Origin of the sequence: Pararoseomonas baculiformis, assembly GCF_017813395.1 — a bacterium.
GTDB classification, from domain to species: domain Bacteria; phylum Pseudomonadota; class Alphaproteobacteria; order Acetobacterales; family Acetobacteraceae; genus Roseomonas; species Roseomonas baculiformis.
The window spans coordinates 1-18431 of record NZ_JAGIZB010000042.1; the positions used below are offsets into that span (position 1 = coordinate 1).

Genomic DNA, 18431 nt, shown 5'->3' on the forward strand with positions numbered 1-18431 from the left:
ATGACCAGACTCCGCTCACCATTCTCGACGAAAAAACATCCCCCATCATCACACGCTCACCACGTGCAACAACAGAAGACATCAACATGTCTTCCAAAAGACAGATGCAGTTTTCAGAGAACACTGAAAGCGATCCACCACGCATAGCGCAGCTTCCCACTATCAGAACACCACGCATTCCTGCGAGTGGCGGCCTACATCAGCGATGCAGACCTAAGGTACAGCGGCCGGAGCCCGCATCCAACCTCAGCAGTCAGGCCCAAGGGCCTCGCCGTCCGGCTGGGAAAGAGCGTCCGCCTTGCTGCGGGGCGTCGTATTTAGCGCCTCACCGCACCCGTTGCAAGACCTTTTTTCTGGTCTTCGGCGGAGGCGGTAACCGCCTCGCCGGGAGAACCGATATCGTGCCTGACAGGCCCGATTTCAACCCTCCGTGACAGGTGCGACGAGATGCCATCGCGTCGCGGATCGGGCAAATAGTCCCCGGCGCTCCCGGACGCAACCCCTCTCGTGAAACTTTTGGAACAGCCGCGTGGCAGGGCGGAGACCGTGGGGGCGGGTCAGGGCTCTCGCCGCGGCGCTCCGCCCGTGCGGAACCCGGCGTTTGGGGGTCCCCGGCGCGGAGGGCCGGAAAAGGTCTTCCTCCTCGGCCCCCTTCCGCGAGGAGCAGCATCGCCGCCGCCGGCCACGGAACGGCTGCGCCCGCTGGGCAGGGCGGACAGCACGGCCTCGATCCACTCGTTCAGCCGCCGGCTTTCCGCCAGGGCGGTTTCCAGGTCCCGGTACGTCTCGGGGAAGCGCAACGCCATCCACCGCCACGCCACCAGCCGACGATGCACACGTTCGGCAAGCTGCAGCGTGTCCTGGCCAGCCCGGTCCGGCGGGGGCAGCCGGCCCGCGCGCGGCGGCGGCACGGCCATGCCCAGCGCATGTTCCACGGCCCAGTCCGACAGGCGCTGGATTCCCTCGTCCCGCTCATCCACCGGGCACATCGCGTAGGTCCAGCGATCAAGAAGGGAGAGTTCCCGCACGCCATCCACGGCGGCGGCGATCGCCATCTGGGTGGAAAGGTCGCCCAGCCGGTAGTTCGGGTCGTCCCGTCGCAGCACGGCGCGCTCGATCCGGCGCAGCGTGCCGAAGAGACTGTCGGTGCCCATCTCGGCCGCCACCGCGGCGACGATCTCGGCATCCGGGGCCACGGGCGGGCGCAGGTCGTCGGGGGCCTCCGGGGCGGCCTTCAGCGCCCGGGCGATCTCCCGCGGGTCTCCGCCCCCTTCGAGCACGGCCACGATACCCTCGGCGTGCTCGCCGCCGAAGCGCCCGGCGCGGCCACCGATCTGCTTGATCTCCTGGACCGTGAGCGGCCGGTCGTCCTTGCCATCGTATTTGGTGAGGGCGGAGAAGACGACGCGGCGCAGCGGGCCGATATTCAGCCCCATCCCGATGGCATCCGTCGCCACCAGCACCTCGGCCTCCCCTTCCCGGAAGCGCCGCGCCTCGGCCCGGCGCACCGTGGGACCCAGGGCCCCATAGACCACCGCCACGGTCCGGCCGCGGCGCAGCAGCTCGGCACGGAGGGCGAAGACCTCCCGCCGGGAGAAGGCGATCACGGCGTCACCCCGCCCGATCTCCGCCAGCGGAACCGGCACCGGCGCCGCCGAGAGCGGGCCCATGCGCTCCAGCCGCACCTCTTCCAGCGGGTCGCCGCAGAGCTGGGCGATCCGCCGCACCATGGGCGCGGCATCGGGCGCGCCGAGCACGATCACCTGGCGCGCCGGGACACCCATCAGCGCGGCGGTCCAGGCCGCGCCGCGCTCGGGGTCGGCCAGCATCTGGATTTCGTCGATCACCGCGACATCGACGGGATTGGTGAAAGGGCACATCTCCACCGTGGCGGCCGTGTGCCGGCTGCCAGGCACGCGTATCCGCTCCTCGCCGGTGGAGAGGGAGGTGGGCACGCCGCGCGCCTCCAGCGCCTCCCGGTACTCATGCGCGAGCAGGCGGAGGGGGCCGAGGGCCAGGCCGCTTTCCGCCTCGGCCAAGCGGGAAAGGCCGAAATAGGTCTTCCCGGAATTGGTCGGGCCCAGGCAGGCGATGATCCGCCGGTCCAGGGCGCGGGCGGTCGCGAAATGCGCGGCGTAGCGGTCCAGCCCCGCGATCCGGGCCACGGCGGCGTTGCTGATCCGCTTGGTCTCCCCCCGCGGCTCCCCGCGCGCATCGCGCGCCTCGGCGGGGCGCTCCCCGGCATCGGCACGGCGCCAGGCGGCGATTTCGCCGCGCAGTGCATCCAGCGCGGCGGGGTCGAATTCGGGCTCCTGCACCATGCGCCCGCCGCGGCGGACCGCCACGCGCCGCGCCACGGGAATGATGCCGGCGCGCATCCAGCGCTCCGCCTCATGGCGGGTGCAGCCCAGCAGGCCGGGCACGGCATCGGCGCCGACAAGGGAGCTCTCCCATTCCTTCAGGCGCCGCTCCTCGGCCGCCTGCGTCTCGCGGGCCAGCCTGGTGGCGGCCCGCCGCTCACCCCGGCGGCGGCGTTCCGCATCCGTGGCGCGAAACACGAAGGCATCGGCCTGCAGCCTGGGCATGGCGAAGGCCTCGGCCACCAGGGCAGCGCAATGGCCCACCGCATCCAGGGTAGGCTCGCCCGTGGTGCCCCGGGGCAGGTCCTCCAGCGCGGCCGCCAGCGCGGATTCGGGCGTGCCATAACCGGTGAGGCGTGCCAGCACGGCCTCCCGCAGCGCGGCCATGAGGGCGCCCTCCCCCGCCTCGGGGTCGCCGATGCTGGTCACGGCGATGGCGATGTCGTCCGCCCGCGCGGGCAGGGCCTCGGCGCGCCGGGCGAGCGTCGCCAGCCTCTCCCGCCAGACTGGGCGCCGGGCCTCGATCAAGCTGCGGTGCTGCGCCTCTTCGGAAGCCGGGGCCCCGGTTCCTGCCGCATCCGGCTGATCGGCTCCGGCGGGGGGCGGGTGCTGCTCCATTGGTTCTCCTGCGGTGGCCGGCTGCCGGCCCCTGCTGATCATCTTGCCCGGGATGGCCACCCCAGGGCTGCTTCCGGAGTGAGCGCCGGGGCTGGTCCTGCGTTTCCCGCGGCCTTGTCGCGGCGCCCTTTCAGGGAACGCCCTCAGGGTCCGGTTCGCCTTTTTGCGGGCGCCACTGGCTCAGGGCGGCATGGAACTCCTTCCGGCCCTGCTCCGCATCCGCCCTGGACAGCTCCTCCATGAAGACCTGCCGCTCCGCCTCGCCCATGCGCTGGAGCACGTCTTGCTGCCGCACGGGCAGGCTGTCCAGCTCACCTCCTCCCCGGCGGTGCCGGGAGACCTGCCGGGCGAGATCCCGCAGCGTTTCCTTTTCGGTTTCGGGCAAGCCCATCACTGCCGCCTCCTCCGACCAGATCGTCATAACGCTGCCTTCGCCCGCCGGTTCTTTCCGCCATCCGGGCGCGGCATCGTGACCGGCCCGCCGGCTTGCCGGGGGCGCGGCTGGTATAGGCTCCTGCCCCATGGCTCCGCCCGTTCATGTCTTCGCCGACACCCCCTCCGCCGGTACAGGGGAGAGCCCGGTCTGGGATGAGAGGCTGGGTCTGCTCTGGTGGGTCGATATCCCAGGTGCCGCCCTGCACCGGACCGATCCCACAACCGGGCGCACCGAAACCTGGCCGCTGCCGGAGCCGGTGGGTTGCCTGGGGCTTTGCCGGTCCGGCGCGCTGCTGCTGGGGCTGCGTTCCGGCATCCATCGCTTTCAGCCGGGGGAAAGCCGCCTGGAACGGCTGGCGGCGCCTGAGCCCGATCGGCCGGGAAACAGGCTGAATGACGGGAAGGTCTCGCCGGAAGGGCGGTTCCTCGTCGGCTCCATGCATGACGTGGAGGAGAAGCGGCCCAGGGCCGCGCTCTGGCGCCTGGATCCTGGCGCGAAGGCCTGCGCCATGCTGGCCGATGGGCTGGTCATCTCCAATGGCCTGGCCTGGAGCCCGGATGGGCGCCAGCTCTGGCACATCGATACGGAGGCCCCGGCCATCTGGCTCTGGGACTACGACCCCGGCACCGGCACCATCGCCAACCGGCGCGAGGTGGCACGGCCGGACAGCGCCACCGGCCAGCCGGATGGCGGCGCGGTGGATGCGGAGGGCGGGTATTGGAGCGCGGGCTACACCGCCGGCTGCCTCAACCGCTGGCTGCCCGATGGCCGGCTGGACCGGGTGGTGAAGCTGCCTGTGCGCCACCCGACCATGCCCTGCTTCGGCGGCGAGGGGCTGCGCACCCTTTTCGTCACCAGCGCGCGGGGCGAGGAGCCTGGCCCGGCGGATGGGCGGCTCCTGGCCCTGGATGTCGGGATCGCCGGCGTGCCCGTCGGGCGCTTCGCGGACTGAACGCAAGCGGCGTCAGCCCCCACCGCCCGGCGTGCCGGTGAAAACCACGGGACGGCCTGCGACCTCTTGCGTCGTCACCAGCCTCGCGATCTCCGCGGCGATCTTCGCGCCGCCGGCGACGGAGGGCTCGATCGGATTGGCGAAGTCCGTGTCCTGGTTACAGATCAGGCGAAGATCGAGCACCGGAAGGCCGCGCGCGAAAGCCTCCCGCAGGATCACATCGTTGAAGAGGGCGAGGCCGGTGGTGGCCAGCTGGCGCCGCGCCGGATCGGGGAAGCGCGGATCATAGATGGTGCAGGCTGCCAGCGGCAGGCGGCGTTCGAGCAGCAGGTCCAGCATGGCCCGGTATTCCGCGCGGAACGAGTCCTGCAAGGCGGCGAGCTGCAGCAGCCCCTCTCCCACGCTGCGCGCCGCGGCCCGCAGCAGGCCTTCCTGGCGGAGCGCGTCATTGCCCCCGGCGCTGACCACGAGATGGCTCGCATCGCCGGGCAGGCGCGCGAGCTGATGGCGCAGCCCGGACGCCACCGCGCCATCCACGGCGGCCAGCGTGGCGCGCCACCCGGCCGGAAGCTGGCCGCGCAGCTGCGCGACCACATCGGGCCCGCCAGCGACATAGGCCTTGTTGTCGAAGACGGAGTCACCGAGCAGCACCACATGGCCCGGCGCCCTGGCGGAGCGCGCTTCGGCCGCCCCGCTGCCGCTCGCCGGCCCCGCCGCCGCAAGCGCGCCCAGGGCGGCACGGCGCTGGATGGAGGAAGCCGGGGAATCGCTCATTGCCTCGCCCTTGCCGGAGAGGGATGCAACGCCCCCGGCACACGGTGGTTCGCGCCCGAGGCATGACGGGGCGGCCGTAACGGGCCAGGATGGCGGCAGGGAGAAAACGCCACCATGACCACGCGCCGCGAAGTCCTGTCCGCCACCGCCGCCACGGCCCTGCTGGGAGCCCTGCCCCGTCCGGCGGGGGCGCAAACCTGGCCCACGCGGCCGATCCGCATGATCGTTGCCTTCGCGCCCGGCGGCTTCACCGATATCGCGGCGCGCATCGTGTCGGAACGGCTCGCCACCATCCTTGGCCAGCCCGTGGCGGTGGACAACCGCGCCGGTGCCGCCGGCATCATCGGCACGGAGGCGGCTGCCCGCAGCGCGGCGGACGGGTACACGCTGCTGATGGGCACGATCAGCACCCATGCGATGAATGTCGGGCTCTATCGCAGCCTGTCCTACGATCCGGTCGCGGATTTCGCGCCGGTTTCGGGCGTGGCGAGCAGCCCGAATCTTCTCGTCGCGCATCCGTCCAAGGGCATCCGGGACGTGGCGGCGCTCATCGCGCGCGCGAAGGCACAGCCGGGCGTGCTGACCTATGGCTCCGGCGGCAATGGCACCTCCAGCCACCTGGCGGGGGAGCTGTTCAAGTCCCTGGCCGGGGTGGACCTGCTGCATGTGCCCTTCCGCAGCACCGCGCCCGCCGCCACTGCCCTGGTTTCCGGCCAGGTGGACCTGATGTTCGACACGCTGCCCTCCGCCCTGCCCCATGTGCGGGACGGACGCCTGACGGCGCTGGGCGTGACCTCCTCCCAACGCCTGCCGAGCCTGCCGGAAATTCCCGCCGTGGCGGAGACCGTGCCGGGCTTCGAGATGGGCGTCTGGACCGCGCTCTTCGCCCCCGCCGGCACGCCGCGCGCGGTGATCGAGCGGGTGGATGCCGCCACGCGCGAGGCCCTGCCGCAGCTTGCGCCGCGCTTTGCCGAGCTGGGGCTGGAGCCCTTTTCCGCCGGGCCGGACGAGGTGGCAGCCCATCTGCGCGCCGAGATCGCCAAATGGACCGGCGTGATCCGCCAAGCGCGCATCACGGCGGACTGAGCGACTACAGCATCTTCTCCAGCGTGCCGTCGCGGCGGGCAAATTGGTGCCATAGCGCCGCGCCGGCATGGAGGAGGATCATCCCGACCAGGCTCCAGGCCATGAGCCGGTGGATGAGGGTGAGGGTTTCCGCCAGCGGCGTGTTCTGCCCCACCGGGTCGGGCAGCGGGACGAGGCCGAACCAGGTGAGCGGAAAGCCCCAGGCATTGGTAGCGACGAAACCCACCACCGGCATGGTCAGCAGCCAGACATAGAAGGCCACGTGGTTGGCACGCGCGGCGAAGGCCAGCAGGGGCGAGAGATCCGGCGGCAGCGGTGGCGGCGGATGGGCGATGCGCCAGGCCAGCCGCGCAAGCGTCAGCACCCAGATCGTGACGCCGATGCTTTCATGGATGTTGTAGAGGCGAAGCTTGAACGCCTCCTCCTCCGGCCGTGCATGGGCGATCCAGAGGCCGAGCACCGCGACGGACAGCACCAGGGCAACGGTGAGCCAGTGGATGAAGCGCGAGACCGCATCATAGCGGACAGGCGCTGCGCTTCCGCGCGGGGACATCGACGTCTCCTCCGGCTTGAGGCCTGGGCAATGATGCTGCGGCCGCCCCGCGCCGGCCGCAAGCGGAACGGTTCTTTCTTGGTTTCGTGTGAAGGGGCGTGCTGGTGGCGCCGGAGAGGGCTCTGCCCTCTCCGGACCTCGCCCGCCAAGGGCCTGAGGCCCTTGGAACCCCATCTGGCTGCCGCGGATACGGTGCAACACGGGGCCTCTTCTCCCCCACCCTGCCCTTGCAGTCGCCTCCGGTCATCGACCGGAGGCGCACCGTCCGCCGGGCTTTTCCAAACTTCTAGAAGAAGATGATGGTGAGGGGTCCGGGGAGAGGAAAAATTCCTTCTTCCTCTCCCCGGGATCACGCAGGCGGCAGAAAAGGCCAGTCCGGCCTGGCACGCAGCACCCCGAGCACGCGAGCGAGGTTCTTGCCCACCCGCTCGAGCGCCTCATTCCAGGGGAGGATGGCAAAGCGGTCGAATTCCGGGATCCGGCCGCCATCGGGGAGGCGGATGAAGGATGTGCAGCGGAGCGTGGCGATGTCCGGCATGGCATCGGTCTGCCAGGCGAAGACGGCGAGGTCCTTGCCGCTCAGATAGGCGTGCACGCCGAGGTCGATCAGGGCCGCGGGGTCCACGCGGAGGCCGGTTTCCTCCCGCAATTCGCGCGCGGCGGCCTGGGCGAAGGGTTCCCCGGCAGCGGCGACGCCTTTTGGTATGTCCCAGAGGACGGATCGCGTGGCGTGGCCCAGCAGCACATGGGCGCCATCGCTCACCACCACGCCGCAGCTGGTACGGGGTGGGCGCGCGGGTTTGCGGGGCATGTCAGCTGGTGGGTTGCTGGCCCAGGCGGCGGGACAGGCCCTCGAACTCGCGCCGCAGCGCCTCTCCCTCGAATGGGACCACCAGGGGCGGGCGCAGGCCCATCACGGCGCCGAAGTCGCGGTCCGTGTTGCGCATCATACCGGCCACATCCATGGCCAGGGTGGCGGTGCGGGCGGTGTTGTCGGCCACGCCGCGCGCGGCACGGGTGCGGTCCAGCGCCTGGGTCAGGTTGCCGCGCTGCTCCTGCAGGTGGCGGCGGTAGAGATCCGTGGCGCGGGTGGTCAGCTCCTGGGTGCGCAGATTGGTTTCGAGCGAGGTGCGAAGCCCGGCGTCACGCAGCGTGCGCAGGCGGGCCTGGGCATCCTGGCGCAACTCGCGCGTCTCGCGGTCGATGGCCTCAAGGCGGGGCAGGTAGATGTTGTCGATGCGGGAGACGACCTCGGACTGCACTGTCTCCAGCACCGCCAGCAGGGTGGCGTGGATCGTGTAGTAGCGGCGCAGCACCGCCTCATTCTCCTGCGACTGGGCGACGGAGCCGCGCAGCTCGGCTTCCAGCTTCTCCACATTCGCATAGGCGGCGAGGAGGGCGAGCACGTCGTCGCCGTTCACGGAAATGCCGATATTCTGCGCGGCGTAGCCGGAGATCTGCACCCCCAGCCCGGCCAGCTTCGCGACGAAGTCATCGGTAAGGCGCTTCGCTTCCGTGCCGGCCTGGGAGAGCTGGGCTTCCAGCTCGGTGGCGTTGCCGCCGCCGATGCGGGCGGCGGCCACACGCTCCCGCAGTTCGGCCAGGCGGGCACGGGCATCCTGCATGCGGCGCAGCTCCCCCATGGCCTCGCTGCCGGCCATGGTGGCGGCGGCGCTGCGGAGAAGAGCCTGCACGCGGTCCCGCGCCGTGGGGTCCTGGATATCGGCCGCCTGGGCGTCCTGCTGTGCCTCCGCCACGCGGCCGAGGGCATGGAGGGCGGAGGCGCGGTCGGGCTCACGGGCGGGGGCGCGCTCGGCGGTGCTGCGGCGCTCCGGGCCGATGCCGGCCATGGCGCCGAGATCGCCGAAGCGGGACGCGGCATCCCGCAGCCCGCCATCCATGCTCCGCACCCAATCGGGCCGCTGATAGGCGATGAGGGCTGCGAGCGCGATGATGGGCAGGATGAAGCGCATGGAGGAACCCGGCTGGAACGGATGTTCCAGATGGTGGCGCGGCCCCTGCCCGGCAAGCAACGGAATTCCCGATGCCGGCGCTTCAGGTGGCGGCGCTTCAGCCGGTGGTGAGGACGCCCGTTTCTCCCATGATCACATGCGGGTCCTCATAGGCCAGCTCCTCCAGCTTCTCCCGCATGATCTCCATCACCCTCTCATGCACCGCCACCGCCTCCTCCCGCGTGTCGAAGAGGGTGAGGGAGATCGCCTGGTTTGGGTCCGCCTCGTCCCGGAAGGCGTAGAAGCCGCGAAAGCCCTCGGCACCGGTCAGGAGGGGGAGAGTGCGCTCGCTGACGATGGAGTGCATCGTCTCGGTCTGTCCGGGCAGGCCGCGATAGCGGCGGATCACGGCGAAGAGGGAATGGTGGCGGTCCTTCTGCTGCTCCTGCGGGTCCGAGACCTCGTGGAACACCGTCTCTCCCTGCACCACCTCCGCTCCTGCGGGCAGGAGATCGGCCATGTTGGCCTCGCTCCATTCCCTCAGGCGCTCATCCGTGGCGCTGGCGCTTCCGGCATCGTCGAATATGGCAATGGAGCAGGTGGCGTCCCCCTGTTCGGTGACGAAGGCGCAATAGCCCCGGAAGCCGGGTCGGCCCTGGACCAGCGGCACCACATGGTCCCGCAGGCGCTGCACCGCCTCATCCCCCGGACCGGAGAGCCCCGAGGTTCGGATCACGACATACACGGCCCATGCCTCCCGCTGTTCCCGGGCTGAACGCGCGAGGGCGGGGGCGGGTGCATCGGGCGCTGGCCGGCACCCGGCGGGCGGGCTAGGGAACGCCGCATGGAAACCACCCTTCCGGCCCGGCCCGTTCTCGCCACCCATAGCGGCGGCTTCCACCTGGATGATGCCTTCGCCTATGCCGTGCTGCGCCTGACGCTCGGGCTGGGCGAGGCGGGTGTTGACCATGTGCTGGTCCGCACGCGGGACGAGGCGGCGATTGCGGCCGCCGACATCGTCTGGGACGTGGGCGCCGTGTTCGACCCCGCCACCCGGCGCTTCGACCATCACCAGCGCGGCGCCCCCGTGCGGGAGGATGGCACGCCTTTCAGCGCCGCCGGGCTGATCTGGCGCGAGCATGGGGTGGCGGCGGTGCGTGCCATCCTGCCCGCCGAGGCCGCTGCCATGGCCGCCGCGATCACGGCCGAGATCGACCGCGAAGTGGTCCGGCGGATCGACGAGATCGACAATGGCTTCGGCGAGCGCGGGGATGGTCTGGGGCTGGCCTCCCTGGTGGGGGATTTCAACCCGTCCTGGGATTCGGGGGCGGTTGGGAACCGGGCAGCGGAAGATACGGCCTTCCGCGAGGCCTCCGCCCTGGCGGAGAGCTTCCTGCGGCGCCGGGTGGTGGCGGTGCGGGCGCGGCTGGCGGCGGATGCGGTGGTGCTGGTGGCCCATGCGCGTTCGGCCGACCCGCGCGTGCTGGAGCTGGACCGGAAGATGCCCTGGGAGGACCCGGCCTTCGCGCATGGCCTGCCCGTGCTCTATGCTGTCTATCCTGTGCCCAATGGCAACTGGATGATCGATTCCATGCCGCCGGAGCCCGGTTCCTTCGCCCAGCGCATGCCCCTGCCCGAGGCCTGGGCGGGGCTGCGCGACACCGATCTGGCAGCGGTGAGCGGGGTAGCGGATGCGGTCTTCGTCCATGCCCGCCGCTTCGTGGGGGCCGCACGGTCCCGCGCCGGGGCGCTGGAGATGGCGCGAAAGGCCATGGTGATCGGGGGCGCCGCCGCGGGGTGACCGCCATCCATGGCCAGCCCGACCTGTTCGGGCCAGGACCTTCCCTGCCCGAGGGCTTCCGCTACCAGGCCGGGCTGATCACGGCGGATGAGGAGCGCGATCTGGCCACGGCGATCGCGGGCCTTCCCTTCGCGGCCTTTCAGTTCCACGGCTATGTCGGAAAGCGCCGGACCGTATCCTTCGGCCGCCATTACGATTTCGGGCAGGAGAGGCTGCGGGAGGCCGCGCCGATGCCGGAATTCCTGCAGCCACTGAGGGAGCGGATGGCGGGCTTCGCCGGGCTGGCGCCTTCCGCGCTGCCCCATGTGCTGGTGACGGAATACGCGCCCGGTGCCGGCATCGGCTGGCACCGGGACAAGGCGGTGTTCGGGGATGTGCTGGGGCTATCCCTGCTGGCCCCCTGCCCTTTCCGGTTCCGCAGGGCGCAGGGGGCGGGCTGGAAGCGCGCCTCGGTAACGCTGGAGCCGCGCTCCGCCTATCTGTTGCGCGGGGCATCCCGGACGGAGTGGGAGCACAGCATCCCCGCCGTGGAAGCGCTGCGCTACTCTGTCACCTTCCGCAGCCTGCGATGATCAGACGCTCCTGATCAGCCAAAGGTGCGGAGAAGGTCGTCCACCTGCTCCGGCGTCAGCTCCCGCGCCGGCTGCCCGCGGAGCATGAGGGCGAGCCTGGCGGATTCCTCCAGCTCCTCGGCCGCGTAGACCGCATCGACCAAGGTCTTGCCGGAGACGACGGGGCCGTGATTCGCCAGCAGCATGGCGCGGGCCTCCTTCGCGGCCTCGTGGATGTCGTTCTCCATCGCCGCGTCGCCGGGGCGGTAGTAGCGGATCACGGGCAGCGTCCGGCCCACGCGCATGACGAAATAGGGGGTGAGCGGCGGGATGGGCGCCGTGTCCTCCGGCCCGGCGAGACAGCCGATGGCGGTGGCATAGGTGGAGTGGAGATGCACCACCGCACCGGCCTCCGGGCGGGCCGTGAGCACGGCCCGGTGCATGAAGACCTCCTTGGAAGGCTTGTCGCCGCCGACATGGTTCCATTCCAGGTCGAGCTTGCTGATCCGGTCCGCCTTCAGGCGGCCGAGCGAGGAATTGGTCGGCGTCATCAGATAGCCGTCCTGCAGGCGGACGCTGATATTGCCGGCGCTGCCGACGGAATAGCCCCGCGCGAAGAGGCTGGCCCCGAGCTCGACGAGGAGGTCGCGCAGTTCGGACTCGGTCATGCGGAAGTTCCGTCCTGGAATGCTGCAGGATGGCATGGGGCGCCGGCGTGCCGGCGCCCCATGCGGTTCAGCCGAAGATGGCGTTGGCGATCAGCAGGGCGATGAGCGAGGTGGCCCAGCCGATGGTGGTCGGGATCGACCAGGTCAGCATCTGATGCTTGGCGTTCTTCACGCCGAGGATGCGGTTGATGACCCAGAAGTAGCTGTCGTTGAAGTAGCCGAAGACCATGGAGCCGATGCAGGCCGCCTGCGCCGCAAAGACCATGTTCACATCGGGGATCTGCGCCAGGATGGGGGCGGAGATCGAGGCGCCCGTGATCATGGCCACAGTGCCGCTTCCCTGGATCAGGCGCACCAGGCTGGAGATGACGAAGGGGATCAGCACGGCCGGCAGTGGCAGGGTGGAGACCCACTGGCCGATATAGGTGCCCATGCCGCTGTCGCGCAGCACCGCACCCAGCGCACCGCCGGCGCCGGTCACCAGCAGGATGATGCCGGCCGACTCCACGCCCTTCTCCAGCTCCGCAATGGTCTCCTGCCGGCCGAGATTTCCGGCCAGGCCATAGACGGCGATGAGAACGCCCAGGCCCACCGCGATCACCGGATTGCCGATGAAGGCGGAGATCTGCACCAGCGGATGCGTGGACAGCGCATTGTTGCCGCTGGCGGTGACATAGCCGGCGACGACGGTGTTGATGAAGATGAGCACGATCGGCACGAGGATCGGCAGCATCGAGAGCCAGAGCGGCGGCAGGGACTTCTCACGCAGGGCCGCTTCCTGCTTGAACTGCTCGAAGGCACCGGAGCTGGGCAGGGCCTCCCCCGTCTCGCGCTCGATCATGGCCTCGATCTTCGGCCCCATCGCCCGCGCATAGAGGATGATCGTGAAGGTGGCTGGCAGGGTGAGCACCACGCCCCAGAAGATCATCAGCCCGATATCGATGTTGAAGATGCCGGCCGCGCCCAGCGGGCCGGGCGTCGGCGGCACGGCATGGTGGGTCAGCATCAGGCCGCCAGCCAGGGCGATACCGAGCGTGAGGACGGAGCGGCCGCTGCTGCGTGCCAGGGCACGTGCAAGCGGGTTGAGGATGACGAAGGCGCTGTCGCAGAAAATGGGGATGGAGACGATGTAGCCCGTGGCCATCATCGCCCATTCCTCCTTCTTCTCACCCAGCCAACGCACCAGGGAGATGGCCAGACGCTCCGCGGCGCCCGAAATCTCGAGGATGCGGCCCATCATTACGCCGAAGCCGATGACGAGGCCGATGGTGGAGAGAGTGGCACCGAAGCCGGTCGTGATGGACCGCACCACGGCATTCGGCGCCATGCCGGCGGAAAGCCCGGCGATCGAGGCCGCGATCACCAGGGCCACGATGGCGTGGACCTTGGTGCGCAGCACAAGGAAGATCAGCAGGAGGATGCCGAGAACAAGGCCGACAACGGCCCCCGGCCCTACCGCGCTGGCGGCAGCATTCATTGGACTCTCCAGTCTTTGCTATCGGGGCCGCCGAGGATCGTGCCGCGGCGGCAGGGAATCAGCGGACGAACTCGTCCTTGTACTGGCGCACGACGGAGTCGAAGTCGCCGTCGCGGGTGAAGCCGAGGGCCAGGGGGCGGCTGACATCGAAGTCGCCGGGCCAGGAGCAGACGATGTCGATCACGCGCTGCTCCGGCTCATGGCTGACCAGGGCACGGGCCCCGGCGCCGCCCACGCGCTCCAGGCTGGCAAGCATCTCGCCCACCGTCACGCAGATGCCCGGCAGATTCATGGTGCGCCAGGCGCCGATCCTCTCGCCATCCACGGCGATGGCGTGAACGAGGTTGGCCACCGCCGTATCCGGGGAGGAGAGCCACATGCGGGTTTCCAGGGGCACGGGGCAGTTGGAGGGCTCGCCGGCCAGCGGCTCGCGGATGATGCCGCTGGCGAAGGAGGAGGCGGCCGAGTTGGGCTTGCCCGGGCGCACGACGATGGTGGGCAGGCGGACGACGCGGCCATCGACGAAGCCCTTGCGGGAATAGTCGTTCACCAGCAGCTCGCCGATCGCCTTCTGCGCGCCATAGGTGGAGGCGGGCATCAGGGCCATGGCCTCGGGTACCACTTCCGGCATCTCGCCGCCGAAGACGGCAAGGGAGCTGGTGAAGACGAAGCGTGGGGCACGGCCGGTGGCGCGGGCGGCTTCGAGCAGGGCGCGGGTGCCATCCACGTTCACGCGCATGGCCAGGTCGAAATCCTGCTCGGACCCGCCGCTCAGCACGGCCGCCAGGTGGTAGACGCCGACCGTATCGGGCCCGATGGCATGGCGGGCGAATGCCGCATCGGCGATGTCGCCGGTCAGCGAGGTGACGCGCGCATCCTCCACCGGGCAGGGGGCGAGATCCACCGAGACGATGCCGTCGAAGCTCGGCACGCCATCCTTGCCGCCGCCATTGGCCAGAAGCGCGCGGATCACGCGGCTGCCGAGGAAGCCGGCGCCGCCCGTGACGATGATCTTCATGCTGGTGTGCTCCCCAGGGTTCCGGCGCCGGGCGTCGCGATATGCAGGGCGATGCCGCGCTGGTTGATGGCGGTCCGGACATCCTCCGGAAGGCCGGAATCGGTGACGATCGCCGAGAGCGCCTCGAGCGGGACGGCGTTGAAGGTGCCGATCCGCCCGTATTTGCTGCTGTCGGTGACAAGAATGCTGCGCGCCGCGCTCTGCGCGATGGCGCGCTTCACCGCCACCTTGTTCTCCGAAGGGGTGGAGACGCCGCGAAGGCCGAAGGAGGAGGTGGAGATGAAGGCGATGTCGAAATTGAAGCGGCGGATGGCCTCGGCCGCCGGCTCGCCGACGCAGGACTGGTTCTCGCGCTCCACGGCACCGCCCGTATGGAACAGGGCGCATTGCGCTTCGCGCGCCAGGAGGGCCACGATGACAAAATCATTCGTGACAACGGTGATGTCGTCCCGCCCGGCAAGGCCCTGGGCGATCTCCAGCGTGGTGGTTCCTGCATCGAGGTAGATCACGGCACCGGGTGGGATCAGGCCCAGCGCAAGGCGCCCGATGGCGGTTTTCTCCGCATGCGCCATGGCCGCCTTCGTGTCGTGCGACGGCTCGATGCGGATGCGCTGGGGCAGCCTGACCCCGCCCGCGACGGACATCACCCGCCCCTCGCGCTCCAGCTGCTGGATGTCCCGCCGCACGGTCATGTGGGAGACGCCCAGCAACTCGGTCAGTTCGGCGATGCTGAGCACGCCCTGGCCGGAGAGCCGAGAGACGATCAGGTTCTGCCGCTCGGCGGGGATCATCCCGTGCCTCAGCGCGCCTTGTAGGGCGCGAACCAGCCGAGGCCGGCCGTGGTTTCGCCGCGCGGGTTGTACTCGCAGCCGATCCAGCCCTGGTAGCCCACGCGATCCAGCACCTCATACAGATGCGGGTAGTTCAGCTCCCCCTCGTCCGGCTCGTGCCGCTCAGGCACGGAGGCGATCTGCACATGCGCGAAGCTGCCGGCCATCTTCTCGATCAGCCGGGTCAGGTCGCCATCCATGATCTGCGCGTGGTAGAGATCGAGCTGCACCGAGACATTCGGGCGGCCGACACGCTCCACCAGCGCCACGGCCTCCATCTGGTGGGCGATGAAGTAGCCGGGCATGTTGCGGCTGTTGATAGGCTCCACCAGCAGGGTGATGCCTTCCGGCGCCAGGGCGTCGGCGGCGAAGCGGAAGTTCTCCACGAAAGCCGCCTCGCAGGCCGCGCGGTCCATGCCGGTGGTGATGCCGGACATGGCGTGCAGCGTCTTGCAGCCCAGGGCCCTGGCGTATCGCAGGGCGGTCGTGACGTTGTCTCGGAATTCCTGCTCGCGCCCGGGGATGGCGGCCATGCCGCGCTCGCCCGCGGCCCAGTCGCCCGGCGGCATGTTGAACAGCGCCTGAACGAGGCCCGCTTCCTTCAGCCTGGCCGCCACGACCTCCGGCGGATGCTCATAGGGGAAGAGGAACTCCACGGCGCCGAAACCGGCCTTCGCCGCGGCCGCGAAGCGGTCCAGGAAGGGGAGCTCCGTGAACATCATGGAGAGATTGGCGGCGAAGCGGGGCATGGTCTCGTTCTCCTTCAGGCCGCCAGATCCTGCGCCTCGAAAAAGAAGCGCTCCTGGCCGAAATTGCCGGATTTCAGGGCGAGGGAGAGCGGCCTGCCCACCGCGCGCACCCAGGGCACGCCCGGCGCGATCTGCGGGCCGATGTGGAAGCCGCCGATGCCGAGGGACTGGGTGACCACGCCCGAGGTTTCGCCGCCGGCCACGATGAACTGGTCGAAGCCAGCCTCCTCCAGGCGCTTGGCCAGGCGGCCGAACACACCCTCCACGGCCTCGCTCACCTCGGCGGCGCCGTAGCGGTCCTGCAATTCCTTCACCTTTTCGGGCGGCATGGTCGCGTAAACCAGCGGCGCCAGGCCGTTGCGCGGCTGCGCCAGCACCCAGTCCGCCAGTTCATCGGCATAGGCTGGATCGGACATGCAGCGTTCCACTGACACGGCCAGGGAGGGCGCGGCATCGCGATAGGCGGCGACCTGCGCATTGGTCATCTGCGAGCAGGAGCCAGAGATCACCACGGCACGTCCCTTGGCCGGGCGCCCTTCTGCGGCGGCGGCGGCCGCGTCGGCCGTGCCGGCCCAGGCGCGCGCCATGCCATCCGCCAGCCCGGAACCGCCGGTGACAAGCTTCATCTCCGAAACAGCCTGACCCATCACGACGAGGTGGGCATCGTTCAGCGCATCCAGCACGGCATAGCGGAAGCCCCTGGCCCTGAGATCCGCCAGGGCGGCGCGCACGGCTTCCGGCCCCTCGTCCATGATCGTGCTGGGCACGTTGCCCGTTTTCCCGCGCGACTGCGCGTCCATCAGGCGCATCAGGTTGCTGTCGGTCATTGGCGTGACGGGATGGTGCCGCATGCCGGATTCCTCGAGCGGCACGCCGTTCACGAAGAGATAGCCGTTGTAGATCGTGCGCCCGTTCACCGGCAGCACCGGGCAGATCACGGTGAAATCCTCGCCGAGCGCATCCAGCAGGGCGTCCGTCACCGGGCCGATATTGCCGCGCGGCGTGCTGTCGAATGTGGAGCAGTATTTGAAAAAGAATTGTGGGCAGCCGCGGGCGCGCAGCCAATCCAGGGAGGCAAGGCTCTGCGAAACCGCATCCTCCACCGGGCAGGAACGGCTCTTCAGGCTGATGACCACGGCATCGGCCTGCACCTGCAGATCCGCAGGCGGCACGCCGTTCAGCTGCACGGTCCGCAGGCCATTGGCCACAAGGAAGCCGGCGATGTCGGTCGCGCCGGTGAAGTCGTCCGCGATGACGCCAAGGCGCATGATCAGCTCCTCTTCACGCCCGGAAGGTCGATGCCAGCGAAGGTCTTGATGACGGCAGAGTCGTCCTCGCGCCCGAAGCCCGCGTTGCTGGCATTGGCGAACATCGTGTAGGCCGTGCTGGCGAGCGGCAGTGGGAAATTCAGCGAGAGTGCCGTTTCCGTGACCAGCCGCAGATCCTTGACGAAGATGTCCACCGCCGAATGAGGCGTGTAGTCGCCGTCCACCACATGCTTCATGCGGTTCTCGAACATCCAGCTGTTGCCGGCGGCGTTGGTGACCACCTCGTACATCGTGTCGAGGGGAATGCCGGCGCGAGCGGCAAGAGCCATCGCCTCGGCTCCAGCGGCAATGTGCACGCCGGCCAGGAGCTGGTGGATGATCTTCACCGTCGCGCCGAGGCCGATCTCCTCGCCGATTTCGTAGACCTTGCCGGCCACGGCATCGAGCACGGGGCGGAGCCGGTCAAAGGCGGCACGGGGGCCGGAAGCCATGACCGTCATCTGGCCGGCAGCGGCTTTCACGGCGCCTCCTGAAACCGGGGCATCGAGCATGAGCAGGTCCATCGCCGCGAGCTGCGCGGCAATGTCGCGCGAATCGGCGGCGGAGATGGTGGCCGATACCATGACACCTGTGCCGGGGCGGAGCTTCGCGGCCAACCCATTCTCCCCGAACAGCACGGCGCGGCACTGGGCGGCGTTCACGACCAGCAGCAGGACGGCATCAAGTTGGGAGGCGAAGGGGGCAGCGCCAGCACCGGCGGCTTCGGCCCCGGCCTGTTTCAGCGCGTCGCAAGCGGCGGTGTTGAGATCAGCCCCATAGGTGGCCAGCCCGGCGCTGATGCAGGAGCGCGCGGCGCCCATGCCCATGGAGCCCAGCCCGACGACGCAGACCCGGTATCGATTGTCGCTCACGGACGCCCCCATGTGAAATCTTGATTGCCACTTAGGACAGCCGGGGCGTTAAGCCCTTCCGCTTCACATTGGAAGACATAAATTGCACAAACGATCACACATCCTTCACATGGGAAGTGTGTTTCCGCCGCCGACAGCCCGGACAGAGGCAGGTTGCTCACGCAGCACGGATGAGCTGGCGCTGGGGGCAGTGCCCAGGCGCGTTGTTAGAATGAACCTCGTTGAGGTGGATGCCTCAGGCCGGGAGAGAGCGGAGCAGGGCTTGGTCGTCCAGGCCGGGTCGGCCGTAAGGGCTTTGCTCTCCTCCGCCTCAGCGCGTCCTTTCCTCTCACGCGAAAACCCGCTCGGCCTTTGTAGGGCTGAGCGGGTTTTGTGTTTGTCGTGTACAGATCTGGTCTGGTGGCCTGGCGCCGACCGACTCTCCCGC

The 18431-nt window shown here is 69.6% G+C and carries 18 protein-coding genes; 4 read left to right on the forward strand and 14 right to left on the reverse strand.

Annotated elements, in window-relative coordinates; genetic code table 11:
* Positions 1–557 precede the first annotated feature (557 nt).
* Both J8J14_RS22695 and J8J14_RS22700 read right to left on the reverse strand, forming a co-directional pair.
* Complete coding sequence (locus tag J8J14_RS22695) at positions 558–2888, reverse strand: helicase-related protein (RefSeq protein ID WP_245216095.1); 2331 nt, start codon at positions 2886–2888, stop codon at positions 558–560.
* Positions 2889–3108: 220 nt separating this feature from the next.
* On the reverse strand, positions 3109–3399 hold the full coding sequence (locus tag J8J14_RS22700) for a hypothetical protein (RefSeq protein ID WP_209381830.1): 291 nt from the start codon (positions 3397–3399) through the stop codon (positions 3109–3111).
* A 100-nt stretch (positions 3400–3499) separates the two neighbouring features.
* Between J8J14_RS22700 and J8J14_RS22705 the strand changes: the two genes are divergently transcribed.
* Entirely contained in the window at positions 3500–4366 is an 867-nt protein-coding gene (locus tag J8J14_RS22705; RefSeq protein ID WP_209381831.1) for an SMP-30/gluconolactonase/LRE family protein, read from the forward strand.
* A gap of 12 nt (positions 4367–4378) precedes the next feature.
* On the opposite strand, the gene J8J14_RS22710 is transcribed toward J8J14_RS22705, so the two are convergent.
* The gene (locus J8J14_RS22710; protein WP_209381832.1) at positions 4379–5140 is read right to left on the reverse strand and encodes an SGNH/GDSL hydrolase family protein; all 762 of its coding nucleotides are present in this window, start codon (positions 5138–5140) and stop codon (positions 4379–4381) included.
* A gap of 114 nt (positions 5141–5254) precedes the next feature.
* On the opposite strand from J8J14_RS22710, the gene J8J14_RS22715 reads away from it, so the two are divergent.
* Positions 5255–6226: a Bug family tripartite tricarboxylate transporter substrate binding protein gene (locus J8J14_RS22715; RefSeq protein WP_209381833.1), complete on the forward strand. Its 972-nt coding sequence runs from the start codon at positions 5255–5257 to the stop codon at positions 6224–6226.
* 4 nt (positions 6227–6230) lie between these two features.
* Here J8J14_RS22715 and J8J14_RS22720 read toward each other — a convergent pair whose 3' ends face one another.
* From J8J14_RS22720 to J8J14_RS22735, 4 genes are all read right to left on the reverse strand, one after another.
* Positions 6231–6779: a cytochrome b gene (locus tag J8J14_RS22720; protein ID WP_209381834.1), complete on the reverse strand. Its 549-nt coding sequence runs from the start codon at positions 6777–6779 to the stop codon at positions 6231–6233.
* A 349-nt stretch (positions 6780–7128) separates the two neighbouring features.
* The gene (locus tag J8J14_RS22725; protein ID WP_209381835.1) at positions 7129–7590 is read right to left on the reverse strand and encodes an NUDIX hydrolase; all 462 of its coding nucleotides are present in this window, start codon (positions 7588–7590) and stop codon (positions 7129–7131) included.
* 1 nt (position 7591) lies between these two features.
* Entirely contained in the window at positions 7592–8752 is a 1161-nt protein-coding gene (locus J8J14_RS22730; protein WP_209381836.1) for a hypothetical protein, read from the reverse strand.
* Positions 8753–8849: 97 nt separating this feature from the next.
* The gene (locus J8J14_RS22735; RefSeq protein WP_209381837.1) at positions 8850–9476 is read right to left on the reverse strand and encodes an antibiotic biosynthesis monooxygenase; all 627 of its coding nucleotides are present in this window, start codon (positions 9474–9476) and stop codon (positions 8850–8852) included.
* A gap of 99 nt (positions 9477–9575) precedes the next feature.
* Here J8J14_RS22735 and J8J14_RS22740 point away from each other — a divergent pair, with 99 nt between their 5' ends.
* Both J8J14_RS22740 and J8J14_RS25235 read left to right on the forward strand, forming a co-directional pair.
* On the forward strand, positions 9576–10532 hold the full coding sequence (locus tag J8J14_RS22740; protein ID WP_209381838.1) for an MYG1 family protein: 957 nt from the start codon (positions 9576–9578) through the stop codon (positions 10530–10532).
* Positions 10529–11104: an alpha-ketoglutarate-dependent dioxygenase AlkB gene (locus tag J8J14_RS25235; RefSeq protein WP_209381839.1), complete on the forward strand. Its 576-nt coding sequence runs from the start codon at positions 10529–10531 to the stop codon at positions 11102–11104. The genes J8J14_RS22740 and J8J14_RS25235 overlap by 4 nt, the downstream gene beginning before the upstream one ends.
* Before the next feature lie 14 nt (positions 11105–11118).
* Here the strand turns inward: J8J14_RS25235 and otnC are convergent, their stop codons facing one another.
* The 7 genes from otnC to ltnD all read right to left on the reverse strand — a co-directional run bounded on the left by otnC (position 11119) and on the right by ltnD (position 18004).
* The gene (gene otnC / locus J8J14_RS22750) at positions 11119–11751 is read right to left on the reverse strand and encodes a 3-oxo-tetronate 4-phosphate decarboxylase (protein ID WP_209381840.1); all 633 of its coding nucleotides are present in this window, start codon (positions 11749–11751) and stop codon (positions 11119–11121) included.
* A gap of 67 nt (positions 11752–11818) precedes the next feature.
* A complete protein-coding gene (locus J8J14_RS22755) occupies positions 11819–13228 on the reverse strand; it encodes a GntP family permease (RefSeq protein WP_209381841.1) in 1410 nt (469 codons plus the stop codon).
* Positions 13229–13286: 58 nt separating this feature from the next.
* Entirely contained in the window at positions 13287–14246 is a 960-nt protein-coding gene (denD, locus tag J8J14_RS22760) for a D-erythronate dehydrogenase (RefSeq protein ID WP_209381842.1), read from the reverse strand.
* Positions 14243–15037: a DeoR/GlpR family DNA-binding transcription regulator gene (locus J8J14_RS22765; RefSeq protein WP_209381843.1), complete on the reverse strand. Its 795-nt coding sequence runs from the start codon at positions 15035–15037 to the stop codon at positions 14243–14245. The genes denD and J8J14_RS22765 overlap by 4 nt, the downstream gene beginning before the upstream one ends.
* 8 nt (positions 15038–15045) lie before the next feature.
* Positions 15046–15825 (reverse strand): 2-oxo-tetronate isomerase, encoded by a 780-nt coding sequence (gene otnI, locus J8J14_RS22770; RefSeq protein ID WP_209381844.1) that lies wholly within the window; start codon positions 15823–15825, stop codon positions 15046–15048.
* A gap of 14 nt (positions 15826–15839) precedes the next feature.
* On the reverse strand, positions 15840–17093 hold the full coding sequence (otnK, locus tag J8J14_RS22775) for a 3-oxo-tetronate kinase (RefSeq protein WP_245216096.1): 1254 nt from the start codon (positions 17091–17093) through the stop codon (positions 15840–15842).
* Between the two features lie 2 nt (positions 17094–17095).
* A complete protein-coding gene (ltnD, locus tag J8J14_RS22780) occupies positions 17096–18004 on the reverse strand; it encodes an L-threonate dehydrogenase (protein WP_342452519.1) in 909 nt (302 codons plus the stop codon).
* Positions 18005–18431 lie beyond the last annotated feature (427 nt).